This is a genomic window from Thermolongibacillus altinsuensis, assembly GCF_004341205.1.
GTDB classification, from domain to species: Bacteria; Bacillota; Bacilli; order Bacillales; family Anoxybacillaceae; genus Thermolongibacillus; species Thermolongibacillus altinsuensis.
Map to the genome: position 1 here is coordinate 93,235 of NZ_SLUL01000007.1, position 22,220 is coordinate 115,454.

19 protein-coding genes, 1 pseudogene and 1 riboswitch are annotated in these 22,220 nt (G+C 41.3%); of the genes and pseudogenes, 10 read left to right on the forward strand and 10 right to left on the reverse strand.

Annotated elements, in window-relative coordinates; all coding sequences use genetic code 11:
• Positions 1-4: 4 nt before the first annotated feature.
• The 3 genes from pgmB to EDD69_RS08305 form a co-directional block, all read right to left on the reverse strand.
• Positions 5-676, reverse strand: coding sequence for a beta-phosphoglucomutase (pgmB, locus tag EDD69_RS08295; RefSeq protein WP_132948490.1), 672 nt, complete (start codon positions 674-676; stop codon positions 5-7).
• A gap of 19 nt (positions 677-695) precedes the next feature.
• A complete protein-coding gene (locus tag EDD69_RS08300; RefSeq protein ID WP_132948491.1) occupies positions 696-3,038 on the reverse strand; it encodes a glycoside hydrolase family 65 protein in 2,343 nt (780 codons plus the stop codon).
• A gap of 76 nt (positions 3,039-3,114) precedes the next feature.
• Complete coding sequence (locus tag EDD69_RS08305; RefSeq protein WP_132948492.1) at positions 3,115-4,143, reverse strand: LacI family DNA-binding transcriptional regulator; 1,029 nt, start codon at positions 4,141-4,143, stop codon at positions 3,115-3,117.
• Between the two features lie 195 nt (positions 4,144-4,338).
• Between EDD69_RS08305 and EDD69_RS08310 the strand changes: the two genes are divergently transcribed.
• From EDD69_RS08310 to EDD69_RS08325, 4 genes are all read left to right on the forward strand, one after another.
• Complete coding sequence (locus EDD69_RS08310) at positions 4,339-6,060, forward strand: methyl-accepting chemotaxis protein (protein WP_132948493.1); 1,722 nt, start codon at positions 4,339-4,341, stop codon at positions 6,058-6,060.
• A gap of 38 nt (positions 6,061-6,098) precedes the next feature.
• Entirely contained in the window at positions 6,099-7,208 is a 1,110-nt protein-coding gene (locus EDD69_RS08315; RefSeq protein WP_132948494.1) for a CdaR family transcriptional regulator, read from the forward strand.
• Between the two features lie 106 nt (positions 7,209-7,314).
• Entirely contained in the window at positions 7,315-8,727 is a 1,413-nt protein-coding gene (gene glcD / locus EDD69_RS08320; RefSeq protein WP_132948495.1) for a glycolate oxidase subunit GlcD, read from the forward strand.
• Entirely contained in the window at positions 8,724-10,088 is a 1,365-nt protein-coding gene (locus EDD69_RS08325; RefSeq protein ID WP_132948496.1) for a (Fe-S)-binding protein, read from the forward strand. The genes glcD and EDD69_RS08325 overlap by 4 nt, the downstream gene beginning before the upstream one ends.
• Before the next feature lie 64 nt (positions 10,089-10,152).
• Here EDD69_RS08325 and phaC read toward each other — a convergent pair.
• From phaC to EDD69_RS08340, 3 genes and pseudogenes are all read right to left on the reverse strand, one after another.
• Positions 10,153-11,175, reverse strand: a pseudogene (gene phaC, locus EDD69_RS08330) (class III poly(R)-hydroxyalkanoic acid synthase subunit PhaC); the annotation flags it as partial.
• Positions 11,176-11,207: 32 nt separating this feature from the next.
• Positions 11,208-11,951, reverse strand: a complete 744-nt coding sequence (locus EDD69_RS08335; protein WP_132948498.1) for a 3-oxoacyl-ACP reductase — start codon at positions 11,949-11,951, stop codon at positions 11,208-11,210.
• A gap of 63 nt (positions 11,952-12,014) precedes the next feature.
• Positions 12,015-12,365 carry a DUF4349 domain-containing protein gene (locus tag EDD69_RS08340; RefSeq protein ID WP_132948499.1) on the reverse strand — a complete coding sequence of 117 codons (351 nt, stop codon included), beginning with the start codon at positions 12,363-12,365 and terminating at the stop codon, positions 12,015-12,017.
• Between the two features lie 177 nt (positions 12,366-12,542).
• On the opposite strand from EDD69_RS08340, the gene phaQ reads away from it, so the two are divergent.
• Genes phaQ through EDD69_RS08355 form a run of 3 tightly spaced genes read left to right on the forward strand, consistent with a single transcriptional unit; the run spans position 12,543 to position 13,806 of the window.
• Positions 12,543-12,950, forward strand: coding sequence for a poly-beta-hydroxybutyrate-responsive repressor (gene phaQ, locus EDD69_RS08345; RefSeq protein ID WP_132948500.1), 408 nt, complete (start codon positions 12,543-12,545; stop codon positions 12,948-12,950).
• The gene (locus tag EDD69_RS08350) at positions 12,947-13,360 is read left to right on the forward strand and encodes a hypothetical protein (protein WP_132948501.1); all 414 of its coding nucleotides are present in this window, start codon (positions 12,947-12,949) and stop codon (positions 13,358-13,360) included. The genes phaQ and EDD69_RS08350 overlap by 4 nt, the downstream gene beginning before the upstream one ends.
• Before the next feature lie 5 nt (positions 13,361-13,365).
• Positions 13,366-13,806, forward strand: a complete 441-nt coding sequence (locus tag EDD69_RS08355; RefSeq protein ID WP_132948502.1) for a MaoC family dehydratase — start codon at positions 13,366-13,368, stop codon at positions 13,804-13,806.
• A gap of 44 nt (positions 13,807-13,850) precedes the next feature.
• On the opposite strand, the gene EDD69_RS08360 is transcribed toward EDD69_RS08355, so the two are convergent.
• The 4 genes from EDD69_RS08360 to bcaP all read right to left on the reverse strand — a co-directional run bounded on the left by EDD69_RS08360 (position 13,851) and on the right by bcaP (position 17,281).
• The gene (locus tag EDD69_RS08360; RefSeq protein ID WP_132948503.1) at positions 13,851-14,111 is read right to left on the reverse strand and encodes a hypothetical protein; all 261 of its coding nucleotides are present in this window, start codon (positions 14,109-14,111) and stop codon (positions 13,851-13,853) included.
• Positions 14,112-14,236: 125 nt separating this feature from the next.
• On the reverse strand, positions 14,237-14,743 hold the full coding sequence (locus EDD69_RS08365; RefSeq protein ID WP_132948504.1) for a ferritin: 507 nt from the start codon (positions 14,741-14,743) through the stop codon (positions 14,237-14,239).
• Between the two features lie 79 nt (positions 14,744-14,822).
• Complete coding sequence (locus tag EDD69_RS08370) at positions 14,823-15,608, reverse strand: TerC family protein (protein WP_132948505.1); 786 nt, start codon at positions 15,606-15,608, stop codon at positions 14,823-14,825.
• Between the two features lie 97 nt (positions 15,609-15,705).
• A riboswitch (yybP-ykoY riboswitch) is annotated at positions 15,706-15,806 on the reverse strand.
• Between the two features lie 59 nt (positions 15,807-15,865).
• On the reverse strand, positions 15,866-17,281 hold the full coding sequence (gene bcaP, locus EDD69_RS08375) for a branched-chain amino acid transporter BcaP (protein ID WP_132948506.1): 1,416 nt from the start codon (positions 17,279-17,281) through the stop codon (positions 15,866-15,868).
• Positions 17,282-17,514: 233 nt separating this feature from the next.
• Here bcaP and EDD69_RS08380 point away from each other — a divergent pair, with 233 nt between their 5' ends.
• From EDD69_RS08380 to EDD69_RS08390, 3 genes are all read left to right on the forward strand, one after another.
• On the forward strand, positions 17,515-20,031 hold the full coding sequence (locus EDD69_RS08380; RefSeq protein ID WP_132948507.1) for a phosphodiester glycosidase family protein: 2,517 nt from the start codon (positions 17,515-17,517) through the stop codon (positions 20,029-20,031).
• Positions 20,032-20,264: 233 nt separating this feature from the next.
• Positions 20,265-20,606, forward strand: coding sequence for a DUF485 domain-containing protein (locus tag EDD69_RS08385; RefSeq protein WP_132948508.1), 342 nt, complete (start codon positions 20,265-20,267; stop codon positions 20,604-20,606).
• Between the two features lie 6 nt (positions 20,607-20,612).
• Positions 20,613-22,154, forward strand: a complete 1,542-nt coding sequence (locus tag EDD69_RS08390) for a solute symporter family protein (protein WP_132948509.1) — start codon at positions 20,613-20,615, stop codon at positions 22,152-22,154.
• Positions 22,155-22,220: the final 66 nt, after the last annotated feature.

Here is a 22,220-nt window from a genome sequence, read left to right on the forward strand (position 1 = left end):
CTCGCTATTTTTGTTGAAAGGCTTTAAGAATGCTTTCGTAATTTAAGTCGGCTGTGCTCTCAACGATGTAATCAGCATCTTTCATCGCCTCTTTTGTGCCGACACCAACCGCGAACATGTTCGCGGCCTTAATGGCTTGAATGCCTGCTTCCGCATCCTCAACGCCTACACATTCAACGCATGGTACACCGAGTTGCTGGGCAGCTGTCAGGAAAATTTCAGGATGCGGTTTGCTATGTTGAATGTTGGCTGCATCGACAATCGTGTCAAAGTAACCGCCGATTTGCAGGCGCTCAATGACCGCAAAAGCGTTTTTGCTCGCTGAAGCCAGCCCGATTTTAATTCCTCGCTTCTTCAAATCTTCTAACAGCTCCGCAATTCCCGGAAGCAAATCATTTGGCGTAATCTTCTCAATAAGCTGTTTGTAGTGTTCATTTTTCTTTGCAGCCAGCGCCTCTTTCTCTTCTTTCGTATAGCGTTCGGCTTGATTGCCGAACGCTAAAATTCGCTCTAATGATTCCATGCGGCTGACACCTTTTAACTGTTCATTAAACTCGCGGTCGAAAAAGATGCCCAGCTCCTCCGCGAGCTGTTTCCAGGCTAAATAGTGATACTCTGCCGTATCGGTGATGACGCCATCTAAGTCGAAAATGAACGCGCTAATCTTTTTCGTCATGTCTATAAAAACCCTCTCTTTATGTTAATGGAATCGTTTTTTCATCGCTTACTTCGTGGATGGTGCCAAACACTTCAAACACAACTTTTTCGTTTTCGTTTGTTACTTTTTTAACGTGAAGTGTTTCATGAGTGACCGTCACTTCAAGACGATCGCCGCGCCAATAAATCGGGAACACTAACTTTTTCCACTGTTTTGGCAATTTTGGATTGATGCGCAGCTTGCCATCTAACATGCGCACGCCGCCAAAACCGCACACGACAGATTGCCATATTCCGCCAATGGAAGCTGTATGCATGCCATGATCAGATGATTTCATATTTGGGCCTAAGTCGATGCGAGCAGCGCGCTCAAATAATTCATACGCTAATTCGCGATCATCCATATCGCTTGCCAAAATGCAGTGTGTTGACAAGCTTAATGAAGAGTCGTGCAATGTTTTTGGCTCATAATAATTCCAGTTGGCTCGCTTCACTTCTTGCGAGAATTTATTTTCAAGCAAGTAGAACAACACCATAACGTCCGCTTGCTTAGAAACTTGAATATTGTTGACTTGCTCCATGTTGTAGTCTTCAAAGATCGTGCCGACTTGCGTTTGATTTTTATATTTCGTTAAATCGATAATTTGTTTTGTTAAATATGTGTCATCTTGCGGAATGACTAAATCTTCTTCGCGCGGTTGCGGCAAGTAAATTTTATCGACTTTTTCTGTCCACTTTTTGTATGCATCATCGAGATTTAATTTCTCGTTTAGCTTTTCTAAAATTTCTGGCCGATGTTGTTTTAACTCTTCATAGTAGCGAATCGCTGTTTGAATGTTCCAATGCGCCATATAGTTTGTAAATGCATTATTGTTGACATGTTCTTTATACTCATCTGGACCGATGACATCATTAATGTGGTATTCTTGCTTTTCCTCATTCCATTCAAGGCGACTCGCCCAGAACGTCGCTGTATCAAATAGCATTTCGTACCCGTAGCGATCCATAAAATCTTGATCGCCAGTGACTTGGTAATATTGCCATACGGCATAAGCGATATCGCTCGTAATATGTTGTTCAATAAATCCACACCAAATTTTTGTCGCCTTTCCTGTAACGATATCGACCGCACCCCATTCAGGTGTCACTTCGTCACCAGTGAAAGCCGACTCCCACGGATACATCGCTCCTTCGTATCCGTTTGCCCGCGCTTTTCTTCTTGCCCCTTCAATGGTGTTATAGCGATATTCAAGCAAGCTGCGCGCCACTTTCGGGAACGTGTATGTAAAGAACGGAAGAATGAAAATCTCCGTATCCCAGAAAGAATGTCCTTTGTATCCTTCTCCTGTTAATCCTTTTGCTGCAACACCGAAACGGTTATCATGGGCAGGCGTCATGATGATAAGATGATAGTGTGCAAAACGAATCGCTAATTGATCGAAATCGTTTTCACTTTCAATGGTAATCTCCATCTCTTTCCAACGTTTTGCCCATTCCGAAACGTTTTCGGCAAACAGTTGATCGTACCCTTTTTTCGCTTCTTCTTTTAGGTTGTTCAACGAATCTTCGCGTAATTGTTCAAGGCTATAGTTTTCATGATCGTATTCTTTATCGCGGCTTGTATAAACGTTTGAAATTTTTTCAAACGTCAACTTTTGCCCTTTTTGCAATTGGAATGTTGTTTCAATAAACACTTTGCGGCGACCCATCACCATACGCGGATCTTTTTCTATTTCCTCGCCATCAATCGCATAGCGATGTGTTGTGTTAAAGACAAAATCAATTTTTGATTCCGTTGTTTTTTGAAGCAGTTGCAAATATTTTTTATCAAAAATGCGCTTTTCTCCTTCATGGAAATGCTGCACTCCTGTGTTTGTCATCTGTCCGTTAATGCCTGAACCGATTTTAATTTCCGCATCGCTATTGAGCGCTGTCACTTCCATTTTCATTCCGATTAAATGCAAGTTTTTTAGCGATACAAATCGTCTAAATAAAAACTCGAATTGCTCACCACGGCGATTTTCCCAAATAACATGACGAATTAATTCTGCCGTTTTTACATTTAAATCGCGGCGATAGTGAATGATTTTTCCTTTTTCTAACGAAAATTTTTCACCGTTGATCCAAATGTCTAACTCAACAACGTCAGCAGCATTGGGCAATTCGGTTACTTCATATTCATCAAACTGATTAAATGTCCCAGCAATAAACAAGTTGCGCACTTGACCTAAGTAAGACTCTTCTGTTGACGAACGAAGCCCCATATAACCATTTCCAAGCGCCATAATCGATTCGCATTTTCCAAGGTGATGCGGATTAAATTCCACTTCAGAAACAATCCAGTTTTTATATTCTCCCGTCCCTAAGTCGTACCTTAGCATCGCAAACTTCCTTTCTATTAATTTACTAAAAAATCAAAAACCGAAACGTTTCGGAAAAGTTGTTTTTAAAAAGGGACTACATTCGTCCCTTTAGCAATTGATTCTTTTTTGTCGATTCGCGAACAATTAATTGCGTTCGAAGCATGACGACTTTCGCTTCTTTTCCTTCAAGCATTTCGACTAACATGCTTGCGGCTTCATAGCCCATTTGAAATCTATTTTGCGCAATCGTTGTCAATGATGGAGAAACATATGAAGCTAACAAAATATCATCATAACCGACGACGGAAACATCATCCGGCACACTGAGCCCCATTTGTTTGAGCGCTTTCACCACGCCTAGCGCCATCAAATCGCTGGCGCAAAAAATAGCCGTGATTTCACGATGTTTACTAAAAAGCTCAAGCGCTTTTTTCTCCGCCACTTCTTCAGAAAATTCGCCGTTTACAATCCAATCATCGTTGATCGCTACATTCGCTTCTTCCATCGCTTGGCGAAAGCCTTCAAGCCTTTGTTTGCTTACGAACGCATAGTCATGCCCATTCATCATGGCAATGTTTTCATGCCCTAACTCGATTAAATGTTGGACTGCTTTTTTCGCCCCCAACACATTATCGGTCGTTACATAGCCAACTTTGTCCGATTGAATCGGAATATCAATTAAAACGCAAGGAATATCGCTTTCCACTACCTCTGTTAAATACGGATCGTCCGTCTTAATGCCTTGAAGAATGACGCCATCGACTCTTCGTTCCCGGCAAAGCTGGGAATACGTCTTCTCTCTTTGTTTTGTCGAATTTGTACTGAATAAAATTAAATCGTAGTCTGTTTTGGCGATATAATCGTTAATTCCCGTCAGCACCTCAAACGTAAAATTATCTTTTATCGCTGAATGATTCATTCCAGATACAAGCAATCCGATCGTTTTGGATTTGTTCATGACAAGACTGCGCGCTAGCGTATTCGGACTATAATTGAGTTGCTTAGCGATTTCGATAATTTTTTGGCGCGTTTTTTCACTGACATCAGGGTAACCATTTAATGCTCGCGATACCGTTGTAACAGAAACTCCAGCTACCTTCGCAATATCTTTAATTGTTGTCACTTCTTCTTCCTCCAAAACGTTTCGGATTCTTTCTGATTGCATTTTAACGTATAATGAAAACGATTGCAACAAAAAACGTGACATTTTTTGGCTGTTTTTTGAACAATCGTCCAAAAAACTTTTTCAGCAAATCGTATCGCCACTTTTTACATATCATGCTATAATTTTACTTAAAACAGTGAGGGGGGCTCTCGGATGAGAAAAGGAAGAGCGATGTCGATTGGCCAAAAATATGGTATCGTTTTCATTTTTACAACAACCCTTTTTGTTAGCGTTTTCATTTTTGTCGCCTTGCTTGTCAACAACTTAATGGGAGTTGTGAAACAAGTCGAACAAAAAAGTGATCAATCGATTTTAATAACAGAAATTGCCTCGCTTTTTAAACAAAAATATATTACCATTACCGACTATATTACAAACCCAAAACAAGAAACATTCCAACAATATGAACAACAGTCCACGTTGTTTCATGACAACATGAAACAATTGAAGCCGCATATGAAATCAGACGAAGCTAAAACCATTTATAAAGCGACGCTGCTAATGGATGAACAGTTAAATAAACTGTTTTCCGGTGAAATCCAACCGACTGTATTCGCCTATCGCAATCGCGGTGAGCAAATTGATGTTTTTCAGCAAATTAGCTTGCAAAACAAAGCAGCGACCATTCGCGATATGAGTATTGAAAAGCTGGATCTGTTAAAAAAACTTGTGACCGAAGAACGACATAAACTAGTCAGCGAAATGGATCAAAAAACAAAACAAAATATGTTGATGATGATTATAACGATCATCGCTGCCATTTTACTATCGATCGTCTCACTCATAGCCGTGAGCAAAAAAATTAGCCGCAACTTGCGTGAAGCCGTTCATTTATGCAAAGAATTAGCGAGCGGAAACTTGCGCGCGAAGCGAATGAGCTATACGAAAAACGATGAAATCGGACAAATTGCGTTAGCGATGAATGAGTTAGCTGATCATTTGCAACAATCGATTGAACAAATTCAAAAATCAGCGGAACATGTCAATGAAATGTCACAGACGTTACGCATGAATGCAGAAACAACAACAGAAGCAAACGAACAAATTACACAAGCCATTTTACAAGTTTCAGCAGGTGCAGAAGAACAAGTAACGATGTCTCAAAAAACAAATGAATCGGTTCATGCGATTTCAGATGAGCTAACGACTGTCATGATGCGCATGGAAGAAACGGTACAACTCACGACAAACACGACCGAACAAGTTCAACAAGGAGCGCAATTTGTTGAACAAACCATCGAACAAATGCGTCTCATTAATGATCAAATCGATCGTCTATCTACCGTCATTCAAACATTGAATGAAAAATCGAAGGAAATTAACAAAATCGTTGGGTTCATCACCGACATTTCGGACCAAACAAATTTGCTTGCTTTAAACGCGGCCATCGAAGCGGCACGCGCAGGTGAACATGGGAAAGGATTCGGCGTCGTCGCAGGAGAAGTGCGTAAACTAGCCGAACAAACAGCAGCCGCTGCTGGAAATATTCGCTCGATTCTCGAAGTATCACAGACGCAAACAGCAAACGCGGTCAACGTGATGAACGAGAGCAGTGAATCCTTTAAAAACGGAAATGTTCTCGTTTCACAAGTTGGGCACATTTTCAAAAATTTATACTCATCCATTATGGATGTAAAAGAGCAAAGCCGAATGGTTTGTCAAGCTATTTTAAATGTGAATGAAAAAATGAAAACAATGACCGAGGCGGCCGATCAAATTATCGATATTTCTGCTACATCCGCACAAAATATTGAACAAATTGCCGCAACAACAGAAGAGCAAAACGCGACGATGCAAGAATTGCTCGCTTCTTCCGAGGAACTTGCTAACACAGCAGAGCAATTAAAGCAATCGTTTGCACGTTTTAACATATAATGCCCAATAATCGATGGCTTTTTTAAGAGGTGATCCGTGTGCTATTGCCCCATTTAGCGAAAAAGATTGTATCAGAAGTGCGGCGTTTGCTTGATGAAGATATTATTATCGTCGATACAAACGGAATCATTATCGCCAGCACTGATTTGGAAAGATTAGGGAATTTTCATGAAGGCGCCTTTCTCGTATGCCAAGAAAAAAAGAAACGGATCATTACAAAAGAAGATGAGAGCCGATTGAAAGGTGTGAAAGCAGGTATTAATTTGCCAATCTTTTTCCATGGTGACGTCATCGGCGTCATCGGCATTACCGGGGATCCAAAAAAAGTTTCACAATATGGCGAGCTATTGAAGAAAATGACCGAATTGCTTATTCAAGAGAGCTATTACACGGAGCAGTTAGAACTCGAGTCGCGAGCGCTTGAAGCGTTCGTATTCGACTGGGTGCAACGGCGCGAGTGGTCAACCGTTTTTTATGAAAGGGCACAGCTATTCGGCATCGACCTTCATCTCCCAAGGCGCGTCATCGTCGGTGCATTTTTTAGCAAAAATGCATCGCTGCAAATCGATATATGGAAATATGTGAAAAAAGCGTGGAACGAACAAGGGGATGTGATTGTTCGCTGGGGGAACGACCGCTTTCTTATTTTGCAAACCGCTCACATTCATGAAAAAGAACGGATCGCAACAAAAATAAAACATTTGCAACATGCGCTTAGCGAAAAATATGGCATCCCCTTCTCTTTCGGCGTTGGAAAAATCGTTTCTGCGAAAAACGTTCATCTTTCCTACAAACAAGCGGAGCGTGCACTGCACGTCGCCAAACAGACAAATGCGATCATATTTGATGAAGATTTACGATTAGAAATGTGCCTAGAAGAAATTTCGTTGCCAACGCGTGAAGAATTTATAAAACGAACGATCGAACCGCTTTTTAACGAACAAGAGTTGTTGGACACGCTACGCACATTTTTTGAGCATCATTTATCTTTAAAGCGAACCGCCCAAGCGCTACATATTCATATTAATACGCTTCACTACCGACTAAAAAAAATACAAGAATTAACGAATTTGAATATGAAACAAACAGAAGACTTAGTGACGCTTTATTTAGCGGTTCGTTTTTTAGATGAAAACACAAAAAAATAGATTGAAAACGTTTTAATTTTATATTTTTATACATAGCGGGTTTCCCTGCTTTTTTTTTATTCTTACATTACAAATAAAGCAATTGATTACAGAGAGGGTGAACGGCATGATTTCAAACGAAATCAAACAAAAATTGATTCAAATTGTTGGTCCCGAAAATTACGATGACTCAAAAGCTGGACGTCTCGCTTATTCATATGATGCCACACCACAGTTTCAATCTCTTCCTGACGCTGTCATTGCTCCGCGCAATACAAAAGAAGTTTCAGAGATTGTAAAAATTTGCAATGAATACCGCATTCCAATCGTTCCGCGCGGTTCAGGAACGAATCTTTGTGCAGGCACCTGCCCGATTGAAGGGGGCATCGTGCTCATCTTCAAACATATGAACAAAATTTTAGAAATTGACGAAGAAAACTTAACGGTCACTGTCCAGCCGGGTGTGATTACGCTTGATCTGATTCAAGCTGTTGAAGAAAAGGGACTGTTCTATCCCCCTGATCCAAGCTCGATGAAAATTTCAACGATCGGCGGAAACATTAATGAAAATTCAGGCGGACTGCGCGGCTTAAAATACGGCGTAACCCGCGATTACGTCATGGGATTAGAAGTCGTGCTCGCAAACGGGGATATTATTCGCACAGGAGGAAAACTGGCGAAAGACGTCGCTGGCTACGACTTAACGCGCTTATTCGTTGGATCTGAAGGAACGCTTGGCATCATTACAGAAGCCACATTAAAACTTATTCCGATGCCCGAAACGAAAAAAACAATGTTGGCCTTATACGAAGATTTAGAAGCGGCAGCTCGTTCCGTTTCGGCCATTATCGCGAACAAAATTATTCCGGCCACGCTTGAATTTCTCGATCAACCGACGCTTGAAGTCGTTGAAGCATATGCGCAAATTGGCTTGCCAACGGACGTCAAAGCGGTTCTGTTAATCGAACAAGACGGGCCAAAAGAAGTCGTTGAACGCGATATGAAGAAAATGGAACAAATTTGTCGCGAACAACAAGCCATTTCCGTACAAGTCGCCCGTTCAGAAGAAGAAGCAAACGCTTTGCGCACGGCAAGACGTTCTGCTCTTTCTGCGTTAGCCCGTTTAAAACCGACGACCATTTTAGAAGATGCGACCGTTCCGCGTTCAGAAATCGCCAAAATGGTGAAAGCGATTAACGAAATTGCGCAAAAGTATAACGTAAAAATTTGTACATTCGGCCACGCAGGAGACGGAAACCTCCATCCAACTTGTCCGACGGATGCTCGCGACCGCGATGAACTGGAACGAGTGGAAAAAGCGTTTGAAGAAATTTTCGCCAAAGCGATCGAATTAGGAGGAACGATTACAGGAGAACACGGCGTTGGAGTGATGAAAGCCCCATACTTAGAGTGGAAGCTGGGAGCGGAAGGAATCGCCGCAATGAAAGCGATTAAACAAGCGTTGGATCCAAACAATATCATGAACCCGGGTAAAGTGTTTGCAAAAAGCACACGAAAGCGAGTGGTGGTGACAAGATGACAACAGTAAAAGAGCGCGAGAAAATTCAACAACAATTCCAAGAACGAATGAACGAGGATGAACTGCTGAACTGTATGCGCTGCGGCTTTTGTTTGCCAACTTGCCCGACGTACATCGAATCGGGGTTTCAAGAATCTCATTCACCGCGCGGACGCATTGCGCTCATGAAAGCCGTTGTCGATGGATTAATCGAACCAGATGAAGATGTCGAGCGATCGCTTAACATGTGCCTCGGCTGCCGCGCATGCGAACCGGTTTGTCCATCTGGTGTTCGATACGGTCACTTGCTTGAAGAAGCGCGCGATATTATTGCACAAAATAAAAAACACCCTCTTTTTGTTCGTATCATTCGTAAAATGGTTTTTAACGGGCTGTTTCCACATCAAAACCGCATGCGTATGTTAACGGCGCTCCTTGGTTTTTATCAGCGCTCTGGACTGCAATCGCTCGTGCGTCGTTTGGGCATATTAAACATATTGCCAAAGCACCTTGCGACAATGGAAAAAGTGCTGCCAAACGTTCCGACATGGAAAGAAATGAACGATCGTCCTCAACATCTAGCGCCAGAAGGAACAAAAAAACGGCGCGTCGCTTTCTTTACCGGCTGTTTAATGGACACGATGTTTATGGAAACAAACGATGCGACAATGAAGTTGCTGCAGCTCGCTGGCTGTGAAATTGTCATTCCTCCTGGGCAAACATGCTGCGGGGCGCTGCACGGCCATAGCGGCGAGAAAAACGATGCAAAAGAATTAGCGAAACGAAACATTGAAGCGTTTGAACAATTAAATGTTGATTATATCATTACGAATGCGGGCGGGTGCGGCGCGTTTTTAATCGAGTATGATCACTTATTGAAAGACGATCCGCATTGGGCTGAGCGAGCAAAAGCATTTACCGCAAAAATTAAAGATATTTCGGCGATTTTAGTAGAAATGGAGTTTCATAAAAAAGGATTGAGCCTGCCTGAACAAATTGTCACGTACCAAGATTCGTGCCATTTACGCAACGTCATGAAAACAGCTCATGAACCTCGCTTGCTTTTACAATCGATTGAAGGCGTTGAATTTCGCGAAATGAAAGATGCCGATCGCTGTTGTGGTTCGGCAGGGATTTATAACATCGTTCAACCAGATATGTCGATGCAAATTCTTGACTATAAAATGGAACAAGTCAAGAAAACAAAAGCAACCACGATTGTCACCGCCAATCCGGGTTGTCTATTGCAAATGAAACTTGGAATCGAACGAGAAGGATTAAGCGAACACGTTCGGGCTGTTCATATCGTTGACTTTTTACTTGAAGCCGTAAAGGCAAGTCAACAACAAACAAACAACCAGATACAGAAAAAAACAGGCTAACTCGCCAAAAAAAAACAGGCTAACTCGCCAAAAAAAAACAGGCTAACTCGCCTGTTTTTTTTCGCTAATTCGACCTTTTCGCCAACCAAGCCGCAACGGTCGGATACGTTTCTTTGACCGCTTTCGGTCCAAAAACGACCGAAACGTGCCCCGTCTCCATAAGAACGTACTCTTTATCTTCGCTTGCAATAACATTCATTAACGCTTCCACTTGTTTCGGCGTTGCGATATGATCGCGCGAAGCCGCGATGTTTAACACATTCGCCTTGATCTTTTCTAACTGAACGCGTCGACCGCGAACGGTTAACTCCCCTTTAATTAACTTATTTTTTTGATAAAATTCACGAATCCATTGCCGATACGCTTCACCTGGAAACGGAACCCCATCCGACACCCATTTTTGCATCAATTTCCAACTCTTCACAAACTGTTCATTTTCCGAACGGTCCAACAATGTCATATATGGTCCGTAAAAATTGGTAATGGGTTTGAGCATTTTATTGCCAAAATCAATCATCTCAGGAGGGATGTTTCCAAGCGTATCGACCGCTTTATCTAAGTTGAAATAACGCTCATCTAAAAAAGCGCCGTACAGCCCTGTATCCGAAAAATCAAACGGGCTTGTTAAAAAGATTAAATTGCGAATCGGCCAATCATCATGCAACGCAGCAAACATCGCCGTCATCGTTCCGCCCATGCAATATCCGAGCAGCGAGATTTCAGATGCTTTGGATACGTCAAGCACTTTTTTGATCGCTTTTGGAATGTAGTCTAAAACGTAATGATCAAGCTTCATATGACGATCCTCAAGCCCTGGCGTTCCCCAGTCAAGCAAATATACATCAAATCCGTTCTCTACTAAATGTTCAACTAAACTATTTTTTGGAGTTAAATCGAGAATATATGGTTTATTAATTAACGCGTAGATCATTAAAATCGGTACGCGATGCGTTGTTTCTTTGACAGGAATGTAGCGATATAGCTTCGCTTTATTTTTTCGCCAAATCACTTCTTTTGGCGTTAACCCTACTTCCGGTTCCGCTTCGGTCGCAACAACTTCGACAACGCGTTGCCACTTTTTATACGCAGCGATCATTTCAGCTCTCTCCCTTTATGTATTTACATATATAAACCGCCGTTCATGTTTAACTGTTGACCAGTCATGTACTCTCCATCGCGGCATAAAAATAATACTCCGCGCGCAATTTCATCCGCATGACCAAATCTCCGCATCGGAATTTTTGCCTTAATTTGTTCTTTAATTTGCTCTGGCACTTCTGCAAGCATATCCGTTTCAATAAACCCTGGGCAAATTGCATTGACGGTGACGCCTGTTTTCGCCAATTCAAGCGCTAACGACTTTGTAAAGCCGATCATTCCTGCCTTTGCTGCTGCGTAGTTTGTTTGACCGAATCCCCCTGCTTGGCCAATAATCGATGAAATGTTAATAATTCTTCCTGCCTCCGATTGCATAATGTGCGGCAAGGCGGCTGCGGTCATGTTGTACACACTATTTAAATTAATATCAATCACCTTATGCCAATCTTCTTCCGAAAGTTTTTTGAACGTACGATCGCGCGTAATGCCTGCGTTATTCACTAAAATATCAAGTTTCTCGTATTTTTCCATTGCGATTTCTACCAATTTTTTTGCTTCTTCCAAAACCGATACGTCTGCTTGTACAGCGATGGCCTCGCCGCCGCATTCATGAATGGATTGAACGACCTTTTTAGCCGCCTCACTACTCCGATTGTAGTTAATTACTACTTTCACACCGTTTTCAGCTAATTGTTTGGCAATCGTTGCGCCAATTCCCTTTCCTCCGCCCGTTACAATCGCCACTTTTCCTTTTAACTCTACCATAAAAAATCCCCCTAACTACGAAAATAGATATGACGGAATCACTATATGCCGCGAAAGGACAAGTTATTCTTCTTGCTTTTTCTCAAACAACCGAAAAAGCTCATCGAGTTTTGCTTCGACCCTTTTTATTTCTTCTCTCATCTCTTCCAAGGTTTCTAATTTTTCTTCCACATTGACAACAAGCGCAGCGACATTGGCAATATCTTCTTTCGATGGAACATTGACTTGCGCTAAATAGCGCTCCGCCCCTTCTTTCATAAGCGACTGCAGTTGTAAATTAAAATTTAAAACGGTTCCCATCCATTGCGAAAACTGCTCGCGCTTCATTGCATCATCAAGAACATTGCCAAAATACTTTTCTGTTTGTTCATACGTTTCCTTCCACAATAAAAATGGATCAAACGTTTTCTCCATGATCGATACCCCTTTCCTTTTCTTATTCCCCTATCATGTATAGAAAAAAAGAAAAGGAATATACCATTTCGAGCTATTTAGACAAAATAACAGGATTTTTTTACCATGAAAAGAATTGACAAATAAACCATATAAGTGTAAATTACACTTAACAGTAAGATTCATTGAGGTGAGCACATGAAAAAACGTTCCTCATCTTCTCCAGAACAAAACTTTCCCGGTGCTCCAAAGCAATTTGTCGTTCCATTTTTGCTCCTCCAGTTGCGCGACTTCAATCTCCACGGCTATCAATTAATTGAACAACTCATCAAACTAGGATTTCACTCCATCGACCGCGGAAACATTTATCGCATATTGCGCCAATTGGAAAAAGACCATTTAATTTCTTCGCAGTGGGACACATCGTCAGAAGGACCAGCCAGACGAATTTATTCATTAACAGAGGCAGGTGAAGCGTATTTACAATCATGGGCCGCATCACTAGAACTTTATCAGCACATGCTGGAGACATTTTTTTCGTTGTATAAAAAAATGTTTGTGTCACCGTCTAATGAAAACGAATATTCAAAGGGGGAACGATCATGACGGAAAAAAGTAAACAAATCGTTGACGTATTGTGGAGTCCTTTCGAAAACAATCTAAATGCCTTTTTCGCTTTCAGCAAACAAATGGAGAATGTGATGAAATCACAACTATTTGAGCAGTGGAATGCCGCGCTACAGCCGTTTCATCCAATAAACGCAAACTTAGACTCTCCTTCGCTCGAACCTGTTTTGCAACAATGGCAAAAAGTGAATGAGCAACTCCAAAAGCTTTCGATGATGCCAAACAAAGCCAATGAATTGCTTCAACAACAAACGGAAGCCATTGCCGAAAAATTAAAGAAACAGCGAGAGGATATCGAAAAACAAATCCATGCGTATGTAAATGAAATGAAAGACGTTCAAAGGAAGTGGCTGGAATCGCTTTTTTTCAGCCCATCGATTCTGAGTTAGATTCCTTGGCTTACCAATCGACGCTTGTTTCCTCTCTTCCATATGAGACCATTCGTATTGGTGACTCAGGATCGATCACGAAAACGATTACAGATGAAGATCTAATTCAATTTGCGAAATTAACAGGAGATGTCAATCCCATTCACGTTGATGACAAATACGCAAAAACAACGCAGTTTCAAGGAAGAATTGCACACGGGATGCTTGTCGCAAGCTACATCTCAACCATTTTAGGCACAAAGCTTCCCGGCAAAGATACCATCTATTTGTCGCAGCACATTCAGTTCAAAAAACCTGTCAAAATTGGTGATACATTAACGATTACCGCAACGGTTATTCAAAAACGCGACGATAAAAAAATCATTACGTTAAAAACAGAAGTGACCAATCAACAAAGAGAAGTCGTGCTAACCGGAACAGCCAATGTGATGAAAATCGAAAAATGAAAAACAAAAAGATCCCAAAGCTAAGCTTGGGATCTCTATTAATTTCACCAAAAAAACCAAAAAGGAATGAGGCTCAAGGCGACAATCGCTCCAATGGCAATCGCAAACGCTGCAGCACCGAATCCAAAAAACCCGAATCCGAATCCGCCAAAACTTCTCGGTCCCCGCGCTCTTATTGGCCGTATATACACATGCGATGGAGTGACTCGATCAATGATTCCGCGATGAATTCTGCCAAACCGATCGCGAATTTCAACGGATCTTCCCCTGTATCTGCAGCATAAATGATAATAATCTCGAATCAATCCAAAAACTCCTTTCTACCATTTTTTCATTGATGAACATGCACTCAACATACCGTATGTTTCATTACGTATTTTTGAAATGGACAATCGTTGATAAATAAAAAAGCTGACTACTAGAGTCAGCTTTACATTTGTTCTGGCGTAAACGTCCGTTTCGCCAATTCATTGTCCAACATAAATAGCGAGTTGTTGTCATTTTCAATTCGTTTTAACTTTTGAATAAGCGTATCAAACATCGCTTCTTCTTCGACTTGTTCATCAATGAACCACTTTAAGAAGTTGATCGTCGCATGCTCGCGTTCATCAAACGCTAGATCCGACAGCTTATAAATCCGTTTCGTGACCTCTTTTTCATGAGCAAGCGCTTTTTCAAAGCAATCGCGAATCGATGTAAATTCATTGTTCGGTGACGGGAAGCCAGTGATGATGACACGCTTTCCTAACGCGTTAATAAAATTATAAAATTTCATCGCATGAAAACGCTCTTCTTCTGCTTGCACTAAGAAAAAGTTGGCAAACCCGTCTAATCCTTCGGCTGAACAATACGCCGCCATCGCCATATACGCATGTGCTGAATAAAATTCAAAATTCATTTGCTCATTTAATCCATTCAACAATTTCTCGCTTAACATGTTCCACATCACCTCATTTCTCTTATGAAATTTTATTATAACATGGTTGAACTTTCCTCACACAATTATGCTTCCATTCTTATTCACTTTCAGCTTTTTTTAACACACGAATAGCTTCTTTTTGCTGTTTCGTTTCTCGTCCTGAGAAAAACCATCCACCTAACGCAATCAATAACAATACCGCCCAGAACGTAATTTTCCATAAAGCAGAATGTGGAAAGTGTTCAGAAATGATGGCTACACTCGGATGAGCGAGCGTATGCACAGCTAATTTTACTCCAACCCAAGCAACAATGAGAAACGCAGCCGATTCTAAGCTTGGACGCTTCTGCAATAGCTGTACGAACAAATTCGCCGCAAAGCGCATAATAATGACACCGATTAAACCGCCAGCAAAAATGACTAAAAAGCGTCCACCGTCCATGCCGCCGATCGCTGGTAAATTCGTTTCCGGTAAAGTAACCGCTAAGGCGACAGCAGCTAAAATGGAATCGATCGCAAATGCTAAATCAGCTAATTCTACTTTTAAAACGGTTCCCCAAAAACCTGATTTTTTTGCATGTTCTTTATGTGTTCCATCCTTTTTCTTATGAAGAAAATGGTGAACAGCAATAAAAATTAAGTATAGAGCACCAATCGCTTGAATTTGCCATATATTCACAAGATATGAAATAACAAATAAAGCCGCAAAACGAAGAATAAACGCGCCTGCCAAGCCGTAAAAAAGGGCTTTTTTCTGTTGGTCTTGTGGCAAGTGCTTCACCATAATCGCCATCACGACTGCGTTATCAGCTGCTAAAATCCCTTCAAGCGCAACTAAGACGAGAAGCACCCATCCATACTCGAACAATAATGATACATCCATCCACAATCCCTCCTATAGTTGTTGGTTTTCCCTTTTTTCTTGGCAAAAGTCGAGGAAATGCAAAAAAGACCTCTGCCATAAAGGCAAAGGTCTTGCTAGACACTCATGAAGTGCCAACAAAGCCGATGGACTGAGTCCATGAATTGACGACTTTGTTTTCAGGCATATGCCTGAACGCTACTCCCCTTTGACTAGGAGAACCATTATTTACTTACATCTCTATTGTACAAAACGTTTTCCATTATTGTCAATAGGTCTTATCCTGCTTGTTTTTCAACGTTCGCATGTTCATTTAAAGCACTATGTTTGCGACCATACAAGAAATAAATGACAAGACCAATCAATAACCAAGAAGCGAAACTAATCCATGTCATCAATGGCAGCTGCAAAGCTAAATAACCACAAAATGCTACCGCTGCTAACGGAATCCAAGGAACAAAAGGAACTGTGAAGCTCCGTTTCAAATTCGGTTTGGTTTTACGCAATACAAGAATACCGATCGATACCATCATAAACGCAAATAACGTACCGATATTCGTTAACTCAGCTAATTTATTTAACGGTACAACTCCAGAGAAAAAGGATATGCCAACTCCCGTCACCCATGAGTTAATGATTGGCGTTTGCTTACGCTCACTCACTTTCGCAAATAACTTTGGTAATAATCCGTCGCGGCTAATCGCATAAAATAAACGTGTTTGCGCATAAAGCATGACAAGCAATACGGTTGTAATTCCTGTAATCGCTCCAATTGAAATAAATCCCGCTACCCAATCTTGATGAATATAATTTAACGCAAAAGCCACCGGATTTTTTACGCCAAGCTGGTCGTATGGAACAATTCCTGTCAAAATGAGCGAAACGACGATATATAAAAGTGTACAAATCGCTAAAGAAGCGATGATGCCAATCGGCATGTTGCGCTGCGGATTGCGCACTTCTTCTGCTGCTGTCGATACCGCATCAAAGCCTAGATAAGCAAAGAAAACCGTAGCGGCTCCCGCTGCCACTCCCGAAAAACCAAACGGCATAAACGGCGTCCAGTTTTCAGGTTTCACATACCATGCACCGACAGCGATAAAAAGTAAAATAACAGCGACTTTAATCACAACCATCACCGCATTAAAACGCGCCGATTTTTTCACACCTTGCGTTAATAAAAGAGTAATGAACAGAACGATCAAAATAGCTGGAAGATCAATGAATGTTCCTTTTGCTGGATCATATGCGCTTGTTAACGCTTTTGGAAGTTCAATACCAAATCCCGAAAGAAGCCCTTGAAAATATCCAGACCATCCCGCTGCGACCGCAGAGGCCGCTACCCCGTATTCTAAAATTAAATCCCATCCTAAGATCCAAGCAATGATTTCGCCAAACGCTGCATAGCTGTACGTATAGGCGCTGCCGGAAACAGGAACAGTTGAAGCGAATTCGGCATAACAAAGTGCCGCAAATACACAAGCAAGCCCTGAGAGAATGAATGAGAGAACAAGAGATGGTCCCGCATGTTTCGCGGCAGCAACACCCGTTAAAACGAAAACTCCTGTTCCGATAATCGCTCCGATTCCAAGCATCGTTAAATCGAATGCTCCTAAATCTTTTTTCAATGCCGCTCCTGTTTTTCCTGATTCATGTATAAGCGCTTCAATCGATTTCTTTCTGAATAAACTCATCGCTGCAAACTCCTCTCATTTTTGTCAATCGCTTGTTTGATTTTTCTGAAAATTATATAGCAACTTTTTACTGTACAGTTCAAAAGTTTATGAAAATAAAAAAATCCTTTGTCCGTTTTATACTTTAACGCTAAAAACGGATAAAAACAATAGTTTTTTGCAATTGAAATTATTTTACTATTTTCATAGAATGGTAAAAGAATCATAGATGAGGATAAATTTGGAGGATAACCATGATCAAAAAGAAGCTTTTTATTACCATTACTTTGTTTTTGTTAATCTCCTTCACCCATGTTGCTTTCGCTAACGCTGCTTCGATTTACGAGCAGTTCACGGTGACACCTGGCGTTACATATCAAGATGTTCGCATCAATGAAACCAATACAAAAAAAGCGATTCGGACGTTGAAAATTGACTTGAATAATCCGTACGCGAAAGTCGAGCTAGGCATTCCAAATCCGCTCACTGCGCTCTCTTCAACATCCGCTCAAGCGAAAAGAAAAAGTTATGAAAATCATCATGTTGTCGGAGCGGTCAATGCCGCTTTCTTCCGTCCATCACTGCGTTTACCTGCGTTTTTGATCGTTGAAAACGGAAAAATCGTCAATCTCGGCGTTATTTCAACAGGCTATGATAAGTATATGAGTGTCCCGACCGCTTTTGGCATTCATTCCAATGGCAACGCGATCATTGATCGCTTTTCATATGATGCATCTTTTACAGTCGGAGACGTCACAGCCGTTTTCAACTCGATTAATAAACAAAGAGGAGAAAATGAAATTATTTTGTACACCCCCGAATATGAGTATAGCTCCACGAAAACAAATGAATATGGAATGGAAATCGTCGTAACAAATCTATCAAAATCTCTTGATCATGATTTGACACTTGGAGAAGCAGTGACTGGAACCGTTCAACATGTAACAAGTTATGGAAAAGGAAATTCAACCATCCCAAAGAACGGTTGCGTCATTTCCATTCATGGTGCAAAACAAGCAGAAAAATTTAAGAACATTCAACCAGGGGAAACGATCACAATCACCATTGACGTACATGAACCTTGGAAAAACGCTCAATTTATTCTAGCCAGCGGACCGATGCTCGTTAACAACGGAAAAGTAGAAATGACAATGTCCGAAAACAGTCCCCAAGCAAAAACGCGCCATCCACGAACGGCGGTCGCCATTGATTCATCAGGAAAAAAAGTATTTTTTGTCACGGTCGACGGCCGCCAACCGGGCTATAGCGATGGCATGACGTTAAAAGAGTTTGCGCAATATCTTGTGAGCATCGGTGCATACAAGGCGGTTAATTTAGACGGTGGCGGATCGACAACGATGGCTGTCCGCCGCCTCGGACAAACATATCCGACCGTTGTGAATTCTCCATCGGATGGAAAAGAGCGATCCGTTTCTGCGATTTTATTAGCAGTCAGCACCGCTCCTTACGGTCAACCCACTTATTTATCTGTAAAGACGGTGCCAAATATCAATAAAGTCACAGTTGGAAGAACTGTTGATTTACAAATCAACTACGTACTCGATGAACATCTCCATCCTCTTCCATTTAATCAAGCGAATATCGTTTATGAGGTAGAGGGGGGGATCGGAAAAATCGTTGGCAACCGCTTTATCGCCGAAAAAGAAGGGAAAGGAACGATCATTGCTAAATACGGAAAAGCAATCGCCAAAATTCCGATAACAGTAGAAGTCATTCGTAATCCAAATAAACCTGTTGTTTTATTAAGCGGCATGGATGATAAAAACCAATGGGAAGCCGAATCAGCGCGAGCAAAAACAACGATCGCAACAAGCAAACAAAACGAACCAACCTTTTTCGGAAAAACAGCGTTAAAGCTTGTCTACGATTTCCGCAAAGCGAACGGAGCCATTGCAGCTAGTTATCTAAGGGCAAAAAAGCCAATCGCCATGGAAGGTCTCCCAAAAAACATCGGCGTATGGGTATATGGTGACGGAAAGGGGCATTGGTTGCGCGGAAAATTAATCGATGCGGCAGGAAAAGTGCACACCATTGATTTTACAAAGGAAGGCGGATTAACTTGGACAGGCTGGCGCTACGTTCGTGCGCAAGTTCCGCAAAATGTCTCCTTGCCAATTCAGCTAACGAAAATTTACGTTGCTGAAGCTAAAAAAGAAAAGCAAGGAACAGGAGCACTATATTTCGATAAGCTGCAAGCAGAATATGTCGACAACTATGTAGAACCATCTTTTAACGACGTACCGCATGATTTTTGGGCACGAAATTCCATTGAATTTCTCGCTGAACGCCAAATAATTTCGGGCTATAACGACGGTTCATTTCGACCAAACGACACTTTAACAAGAGCTCATGCCGCTATTTTCTTGGCAAGAGCGTTAAAGATCGCTCCTGTAGAAAACAGCACGGTTGCATTCCATGACGTTCCGCGCAATCACCCATACTATCCTATTATTTCAGCTGTCGTCAGCAAAGGGATTATGAATGGCAAGAAAAGCCATACATTTGATCCGAACGGAACGCTCACACGCGCTCAAATGGCTGCGATTTTAACACGTGCTTACAAGCTGAGCGGCATACCTGAAAAAGATTTTAGCGATGTTCCAAAAAGCTTTTGGGCATATAAAGAAATTTCGGCTTTAGCGGCAAACGGGATTGCCAAAGGATCTAACAGCTCATTTCGTCCGAACGATTTCGTGACAAGAGCTCAATTTTCTGAATTACTCGCTCGCACGTTAAAAAGCGTACAGTAAAAAATGAAGGGACCGATCAACATGCGATCGGTCCCTTTTGTCATTCGGTATGAGTGAATAAACTCCTATTTTGCGTTATCCTAGATCATTAAAAAATATAAATTTTTAATTTACAAATTTTTCTGATAATTATATAATAACTTTGTGACAAATTTATGAACATCAGGAGGTGAACTTTTTAGAAAACGCTTACTTTACAAAAATTTACAAAAAAATAAGGGAGGTCATTAAAAATGCAAGAAAACGTATTACAACATTCAAAAGAAATGAAAAGAAAGTTGGATTACTCAGCAATCGTTCAATCTTCTTCATTTCAGCAATTGATGAATGCGAAAAAAGCATTTATTTTACCAGCGTCACTTTTCTTCTTAGCATTTTACTTTACACTTCCAATTCTCACTTCATACTCTACCATTTTAAATCAACCAGCGATCGGTTCGATTAGCTGGGCTTGGGTATTTGCATTTGCGCAGTTTATTATGACATGGACACTCTGCATCCTCTACTCCAAACGCGCGGCCACATTCGATAACATGATTGAAAAAATTAAACAAGAGATCCAACAAAGGAGCTGAAAAACGATGAATGTATTAGCATTTGTTCTATTTTTAGCGATCGTTGCTCTCACTCTTGTCATTACGTACTATGCATCGAAAAAAACAAATACAACTAGTGAATTTTATACAGCAGGTGGCGGATTGACAGGGTGGCAAAACGGATTAGCCATCGCTGGTGATTATATGTCCGCAGCCTCGTTTTTAGGAATCGCTGGAATGATTGCGCTATCAGGATTTGACGGTTTCTTCTACAGCATCGGCTTCCTTGTTGCTTATCTTGTCGTTTTGTACATTGTTGCTGAGCCGCTTAGAAATTTAGGAAAATATACCATGGCAGATATGATTGCAGCCCGTTTTGACGATTCGAAAGTACGTGGGATTGCGGCGTTAAATACGATTGCGATTTCCATTTTCTATATGATTGCCCAACTCGTTGGGGCAGGCGGACTGATTAAATTATTACTTGGAATTGATTATGTGTATTCCGTTTTAATTGTCGGAATATTAATGACCATTTATGTTGTATTCGGCGGAATGACCGCAACAAGCTGGGTACAGATTATTAAAGCTGTTCTTTTAATGGTCGGAACATTTATCATTTCATTTATCGTCTTCGCGAAATTTGACTTCAATTTTGTAAAAATGTTCAACGAAATGAAAACAGCTACTCCACTAGGTGACGCATTCCTCAACCCAGGCAACAAATTTAAAGATCCACTCGATACAATTTCATTGAACTTAGCCCTAATTTTAGGAACAGCAGGACTTCCTCATATTTTAATCCGTTTCTTCACAGTAAAAGATGCACCCACTGCTCGTAAATCTGTCGTATATGCTACTTGGATTATTGGATTATTTTACGTCATGACCATTTTCTTAGGCTTCGGCGCAGCCGCTTTCGTTGGCTATGACAAAATCGTTGCTGCCAATCCATCTGGAAATATGGCCGCACCGCTTTTAGCCGAAGCATTAGGCGGCGATTTCCTCTTTGCATTCGTTTCAGCCGTTGCTTTTGCAACCATCTTAGCCGTCGTGGCCGGACTTGTGTTGTCAGCAGCCTCTGCGTTTGCTCATGATTTCTATAGCCATATCATTCGCCGCGGGGAAGCTACTGAGCGCGAACAAATGCTTGCAGCTCGTTGGGCTTCTGTTGGCGTCGCCGTATTATCCATCATCCTTGCTTTATTCGCTCAAAAAATGAACGTTGCCTTTCTTGTTGCCCTTGCTTTTGCTGTCGCTGCAAGTGCTAACTTGCCAATTATTATTTTAACGATCTTCTGGAGAAGGTTTAATACAACAGGAGCGATCACAGGAATGCTTGTCGGTCTCTTTAGTTCCCTTATTCTTGTAGCGATCAGCCCGAACGTATGGTCACCAGAAGTTGGAAAAGCTATTTTAGTTGGCGAACCAATTTTCAAACTTGCCAATCCAGGAATTGTTTCCATTCCATTAGGATTTATCGCCGCCATTGTCGGTACACTTCTGTCTTCGAAAAAGGCAGACAGCAAAAAATTTGATGAAATTCTCGTAAAAGCGAATACAGGGATTAAAGAATTGACAAATTAACGAAAAATCGCCTCGCTCTGTTAAAGAGAGCGAGGCGGTTGCTTTTTCGTCTTTTTCGTGTTCATT